This window comes from Roseovarius sp., from assembly GCF_018066915.1.
In the GTDB taxonomy this organism is placed as follows: domain Bacteria; phylum Pseudomonadota; class Alphaproteobacteria; order Rhodobacterales; family Rhodobacteraceae; genus Roseovarius.
Genome location: NZ_JAGPVV010000018.1, coordinates 1 through 6,539 on the forward strand (window position 1 = coordinate 1; position 6,539 = coordinate 6,539).

The window sequence follows — 6,539 nt, forward strand, 5'->3', positions numbered from 1 at the left end:
GCCGACGACACCGCCGCCGATCACGACCACACGGGTGCTGGTTTTCATTTTGGAACTCCCTGAGATTTTGCCTGAGCCTGCCAGTGGCGCAGGAAAGATCATGCCGATTTGCGACAAGATGTGTCGTATATCTTGGGTGTCTTTGTCTTTCGCCTTCATGCAGCGCAGTTTCGGGGGGATGCAATGAGGGGCGCTGCCCCTCAAACTCCCCGAGGTGTTTCTCGCCAGATGAATGACGCAGAGAAAACACGCCTCACTTCGGCATAACGACAGAAAATGTCGGAGATCGGCAATCGGGGTGCGGTCCAGCACTTCAGGATATGGGCAGAAAATTCCAGAGGGACCCCCCATGAAGACCCATGCACAAGCTGTCGTGATCGGCGGCGGCGTTATCGGATGCTCGATTCTCTACCACCTCACCAAATTGGGCTGGACCGATGTCGTTCTTCTGGAACGCAACGAACTGACCTCCGGCAGCACCTGGCATGCGGCCGCCAATATCCACGGGCTGCATGACAGCGCCAATATCAGCCGCCTGCAACATTACACGATGAAGCTCTATAACGAGCTCGAGGCCGAGACCGGGCAAAGCTGCGGCGTGTTCCAACCCGGCAGCCTCTATCTGGCGCAGACCGAGAATCGCGAGCATCAGCTGCGGCTTCAGGCGGCCAAGGCCAAGCTTTATGGCATGAATTTCCACGAAGTCAGCCGGGATGAGGCCGAGCGCCTGCATCCGTTGGTGAATTTCGACGGTATCCGCTGCATCATGTACGAGCCCGATGGCGGCAATGTGGACCCCTCGGGCGTGACCAACGCCTATGCCGTGGGGGCGCGGCAGCGGGGCGCGGAAATCCACCGTTTCACGCCGGTCACAGCGACGGTGCAACAGCCGGATGGGTCTTGGATCGTCGAGACGCCCAAGGGCAATATTCATACCCCTTGGGTGATCAACGCCGCCGGTCTCTGGGGCCGTGAAGTGGCCAAGCTGGCGGGCATCGAATTGCCGCTGCAACCCACCGAACACCAGTATTTCGTGACCGAGATGATTGCCGAGATTGCCGGCATGGATCGGCGTTTGCCCTCGGTCGCGGATCGGGACGGGGAGTATTACCTGCGCCAAGAGGGCAAAGGCCTGCTGATCGGGGCCTATGAGCGCGATATGCGGTTCTGGGCCGAGGACGGCACACCGCTCGATTTTGCGCATGACCTCTTCCCCGACGATCTCGAGCGGATCGAGGAAAACATGCTGCGCGCCATCGACCGGGTGCCGGTGGTGGGCACGGCGGGCATCAAGCGGGTGATCAACGGCCCGATGATCTGGAGCCCCGACAGCAACGTGATTCTTGGGCCGGTGCCCGAACTCAAGGGCTATTTCTGTTGCAACGGCATCATCCCCGGCTTTAGCCAATCGGCGGGCATGGGCTGGATGGTCGCCGAATGGCTGATCAACGGCGAGATGAAGTACGACATGTTCGCCTGGGATCTGGCGCGCTTTGGTCTCTGGGCAAACAACCGCGATTTCGTCAAGGCCAAGGTGCGCGATCAATATGCGCATCGGTTCTCGATCCATTTCCCGAATGAAGAGCGCGCCGCCGGGCGCCCGCTGCGCACGCGGCCGGTCTACGAGATGCAAAAGGAGATGGGCGCGGTCTTTGGTCTCAACTATGGCTGGGAGCATCCGCTGTGGTTTGCCGATATGCCCGGCACGGTCGATACGAATGGCTTTACCCGACAGAATTGGTGGGGGCCGGTGGGCGAAGAATGCAAGATGTTGCGCGCGCGGGCAGGGATCATCGACATTTCCAACTTTGCCAAATACCGGGTCAAGGGACCGGGGGCGGAGGATTGGCTGAACGCCGTCTTTGCCAACCGGATGCCCAAAGCGGTCGGGCGCTCTTGCCTCACGCCACTGATCGGGGTGCGCGGCGGGATTGCCGGCGATGCGACCGTAACGCGGCTGGCGCAGGATGAGTTCTGGGTGATCTCATCGGGCATGGCCGAGCGCTATCACAAGCGGTTCTTTGATGCCGTGCCGCTGCCGGAGGGGACCACGTTTCAAAGCCTGACCGACACGGTCTGCGGGTTCAACGTGGCGGGGCCACAATCGCGCGAGATGCTGCAACGGCTGACCAATGCCTCACTGGCGACGACGGATTTCCCGTTCATGGCAAGCCGCCGGATCGACCTTGGCGGCGTGTCCTGCGTGGCCATTCGGGTGAGTTTCACCGGCGATCTGGGGTGGGAGTTGCATTGCGCAGCCGAGGATCAGGCGCGGCTCTATACGGCGCTGCTGGCGGCAGGGCGCGAAATTGGCGCGGGTCCGGTGGGCAGCCGGGCACTGATGAGTCTGCGGATCGAAAAGGGCTATGGATCGTGGAGCCGCGAATACAGCCCCGAATACTGGCCACAAGAGGCCGGGTTGGCGGCACTGTGCAAGATGGACAAGGATTTCCTGAACAAATCCGCGCTCGAGGGCGTGATCGGGCAAGAGCCGCGCGAGCGGCTGGTGATCCTGCATCTGGAAGAGGCGGATGTGAGCGCCTCTAATGCCGATGCCACCGGCGGCGAGCCGATTTTCAAGGATGGCGTGGGTGTGGGTCGGGTGTCGTCCGGGGCCTATGGATATTCCGTCGGCATGAGTCTGGCGCTTGGCTATGTCAAAGGCGGGGCCGGTCCCGGTGATACGGTCGAGGTCATGGTGCTGGGACGTCCGCACCGCGCGCGTATTCTGCACGCGGCGCCGTTTGATCCAGCGGGCGCGCGCCTGCGCGCCTGATGGCTCAGGCGCCGCCGCTCTCGCCTTTGGCCTCGGCGGCGTCTTTGGCGATCTTGGCGCGCTTGAGCTTTTCGATCAGGTAGGCCCGCGCCTTGATATTGGCGCGGCGCACCCGCACGGCCGTCAGAAACGCCTCTTCGGCGGTCTGTGACGTGGCCCCGAGGATCTTTTGCACCTCGGTGATGATCAACTCATCCCCGGTTGCCTCAATCGCCTTGATCACATCGCGGGCCAGATCATCGGCCAGATCTTCGGTCACGCCCATGGGGTGCTCCTTCAAGCGGTTCAGCGCAATTTCGAACCGAGAAAGTCTATCAACTTTCTCTGAAATTGCTTTAGCGCGTGTTTTCGGTCAGGCGCCGTTTGACATAGGTGCTGACCGATCCGATCATCGTGTCCATATGCGGCTCTTTGAAGAAGTGATCTGCGCCTTCGACCTCTTGATGGGTGATTGTGATGCCATGCTGTTCGTGCAGTTTGTTCACCAGCGATTTGGTATCCGCTGGGGGGGCGACACGGTCATGGCTGCCGTTGATGATCAGGCCAGAGGCGGGGCAGGGAGCCAGAAAGCTGAAATCATACATGTTGGCCGGGGGCGAGACAGAGATGAAGCCGGTGATCTCGGGCCGCCGCATCAAGAGCTGCATACCGATCCACGCGCCAAAGGAAAAGCCCGCGACCCAGCAGTGTTTGGAATTGTTGTTCATGGACTGCAAGTAGTCGAGCGCCGAAGCCGCATCGGACAATTCGCCGATGCCCTGATCATACTCGCCTTGACTGCGCCCGACCCCGCGGAAATTGAATCGCAGAACGGTAAAGCCCATGTTGTAAAAGGCGTAGTGCAGGTTATACACGACCTTGTTGTTCATGGTGCCGCCGAATTGCGGATGCGGATGCAACACGATCGCGATGGGCGCGTCTTTTTCCTTTTGCGGGTGATAGCGGCCTTCGAGCCGGCCTTCGGGGCCGGGAAAGATTACCTCGGGCATGGGTTCCCTGTGTCCTCTTCATGGGTGAGTGCGAAAATCTTGACGACTTCGCTCGGGCACCTTAGAAATGTTCTAAATTGTGATCCGGGCCAGAATGGCTCAGAGCGAGATAAGCCTTGTAATGCGCAAGGTCAATCTGTTCGCGTGGGGGAAAGCCGATGAAACTGAGCACGAAAGGGCGATATGCCATGGTTGCGTTGGTGGATATCGCCTTGCAGCCCTCCGGATCGGTGGTGACGCTCGGGGATATCTCCAAGCGGCAGGATATTTCGCTGCCCTATCTCGAACAGCTTTTCGTCAAGCTGCGGCGCGCGGATCTGGTGAAATCGGTGCGGGGGCCAGGCGGCGGTTATCGCCTGATGCGGCCTGCGTCGGAAATCCGGGTATCGGATGTGCTGGCGGCGGTGGACGAGACGATTGATGCCCTGCACAAGGGGGCGGGTGCCTCTGGTGCGACCAGCGGATCGCGGGCGCAGTCGATGACCAACCGGCTCTGGGAAGGGCTGAGCGCGCAGGTCTACGTCTTTTTGCACCAGACGCGGTTGAGCGATGTGGCGGGCAACTCGTTGGCACCCTGTCCGGCGGTGCCGCATCTCTTTGCTGTGGTGGATGACGAGTGACAGGACTGCTGTGAGGGCCGTGCCTTTGCAGACCGGGCGAATTTCACTTGGAAAAGCGGGCAAATATGCAGAGAGTTTATCTCGACTACAACGCGACCGCACCCCTGCGCGCTGAGGCGCGCGAGGCCATGATTGATGCCATGGACCTGATCGGCAACCCGTCGAGCGTGCATGCCGAAGGGCGTGCCGCCAAGGGTCTGATCGAACGGGCGCGGGCGCAGGTGGCCACGGCCATGGGCGCGGATGGGGCGGATGTGATCTTTACCTCCGGCGCGACCGAAGCGGCGGCCTTGGCCTGTACCGGGCGGCAGTTGCACGGGGCTGCGGTCGAGCATGATGCGGTGGGGGCGTGGATCACGCCCGATCTGCCGGTCGATGCCGATGGGCGGATCACAGTTCAGGACCCGACGCATTCTGTGTTGCAACTGGCCAATTCCGAAACTGGCGTGGTTCAGGCCCTGCCCGAGGGGCTGGCGGTCAGTGACATGACGCAGGCCTTTGGCAAGCTGCCCTTGGCTTTCAACTGGTCGGGCGTGGAAATGGCCCTGATCTCGGCCCATAAAATCGGCGGGCCCAAGGGGATCGGGGCGGTTGTGATCCGACGCGGCACCGATCTTGCGGCGCAAATTCGGGGCGGGGGGCAGGAAATGGGCCGCCGTGCGGGCACCGAGAATGTCATCGGCATCGCCGGTTTCGGGGCGGCGGCAGAGGCGGCGGGGCATGATCTGGACGAGGGTGGATGGGCCCGCGTCGAAAAACTTAGAAACATTCTAGAGAATACCATTGCAGAGTTTTCAAATGAGACTATTTTTGTCGGGAAAGCTGCGCCGCGATTGCCGAACACCAGTTGTTTCATCACGCCCGGATGGAAGGGCGAGACACAGGTGATGGCGTTGGATCTGGCCGGGTTCGCGATTTCTGCCGGGAGCGCGTGCTCCAGTGGCAAGGTCAAGTCCAGTCGGGTGTTGCGCGCGATGGGCTTTGACGAGGCCAAGGCGGGATGCGCGATCCGCGTATCGCTGGGGCCGCAGACGACCGAGGACGACATCTTGCGCTTTGCCGAATGCTGGCTGAAGCGTCTGCAAAAACATCGGGGCCGTTTGGCCTGAGACGCAAGGAGAGGGGAATGGCTGCTGTGGACAAGGTTCAGGTCAAGGACGGGGTCGATCAGGAAACCGTCGATGCGGTCCGGCAGGTCGGAGAGGCCTATAAATACGGCTGGAACACCGATATCGAGATGGACTATGCGCCGCTCGGTCTGAACGAGGACATCGTGCGCCTGATCTCTTCCAAGAACGAAGAGCCCGAGTGGATGACCGAATGGCGGCTCGAGGCCTATCGCCGCTGGCTGACCAAGACCGAGCCCGAATGGGCCATGGTGGATTATCCCAAGATCGACTTTCAGTCGCAGTATTACTATGCGCGTCCCAAGTCGATGGAGGTCAAGCCCAAGTCGCTCGACGACGTCGATCCCAAGCTCTTGGCCACGTACGAAAAGCTGGGCATCCCGCTCAAGGAGCAGTTGATCCTTGCCGGTGTCGAAGGGGCAGAGGATGCGCCCGCCGAAGGCCGCAAGGTGGCGGTGGATGCGGTGTTCGATTCGGTGTCCGTGGGCACCACCTTTCAAAAGGAACTGCGGCAGGCCGGGGTGATCTTTTGCTCCATCTCCGAGGCGATCCGCGAGCATCCCGAGCTGGTCAAGAAATACCTCGGCTCTGTCGTGCCGGTCAGTGACAATTTCTACGCCACGCTGAATTCGGCCGTCTTTTCAGACGGGTCGTTCGTCTATGTGCCGCCCGGCGTGCGTTGCCCGATGGAGTTGAGCACCTATTTCCGGATCAATGCCGAAAATACCGGCCAGTTCGAGCGGACGCTGATCATCGCCGACAAGGGGTCGTATGTGAGCTATCTCGAAGGCTGCACCGCGCCCAAGCGTGACGTGGCCCAGCTTCATGCCGCTGTGGTCGAGATCATCATCGAGGAAGACGCCGAGGTGAAATATTCCACGGTGCAGAACTGGTATCCGGGCGATGAAAACGGCAAGGGCGGGATCTATAATTTTGTGACCAAGCGCGCCGATTGCCGGGGCGACCGGGCCAAGGTGATGTGGACGCAGGTTGAAACCGGCTCTGCCGTGACGTGGAAATACCCGTC

The 6,539-nt window shown here is 60.9% G+C and carries 7 protein-coding genes; 5 read left to right on the forward strand and 2 right to left on the reverse strand.

The annotated features are described in order from the left end of the window. Together KBT70_RS00960 and KBT70_RS00965 are read left to right on the forward strand one after the other, a co-directional pair. On the forward strand, positions 1-187 hold a 187-nt coding region (locus tag KBT70_RS00960), incomplete at its 5' end, for a hypothetical protein (RefSeq protein ID WP_296627705.1). A 162-nt stretch (positions 188-349) separates the two neighbouring features. Next, on the forward strand, positions 350-2,776 hold the full coding sequence (locus tag KBT70_RS00965) for an FAD-dependent oxidoreductase (RefSeq protein WP_296627708.1): 2,427 nt from the start codon (positions 350-352) through the stop codon (positions 2,774-2,776). 4 nt (positions 2,777-2,780) lie between these two features. Here KBT70_RS00965 and KBT70_RS00970 read toward each other — a convergent pair whose 3' ends face one another. Both KBT70_RS00970 and KBT70_RS00975 read right to left on the reverse strand, forming a co-directional pair. Then, complete coding sequence (locus tag KBT70_RS00970) at positions 2,781-3,041, reverse strand: hypothetical protein (protein WP_296627711.1); 261 nt, start codon at positions 3,039-3,041, stop codon at positions 2,781-2,783. A 70-nt stretch (positions 3,042-3,111) separates the two neighbouring features. Next, positions 3,112-3,765: an alpha/beta hydrolase gene (locus KBT70_RS00975; protein ID WP_008280960.1), complete on the reverse strand. Its 654-nt coding sequence runs from the start codon at positions 3,763-3,765 to the stop codon at positions 3,112-3,114. Positions 3,766-3,923: 158 nt separating this feature from the next. Here KBT70_RS00975 and KBT70_RS00980 point away from each other — a divergent pair, with 158 nt between their 5' ends. From KBT70_RS00980 to sufB, 3 genes are all read left to right on the forward strand, one after another. Further along, entirely contained in the window at positions 3,924-4,385 is a 462-nt protein-coding gene (locus KBT70_RS00980) for an Rrf2 family transcriptional regulator (RefSeq protein ID WP_296627719.1), read from the forward strand. Positions 4,386-4,450: 65 nt separating this feature from the next. Then, entirely contained in the window at positions 4,451-5,494 is a 1,044-nt protein-coding gene (locus KBT70_RS00985; RefSeq protein WP_296627723.1) for a cysteine desulfurase family protein, read from the forward strand. 17 nt (positions 5,495-5,511) lie between these two features. Beyond that, positions 5,512-6,539: Fe-S cluster assembly protein SufB (gene sufB, locus KBT70_RS00990; protein WP_296627726.1), on the forward strand; the 1,028-nt coding region annotated here is incomplete at its 3' end.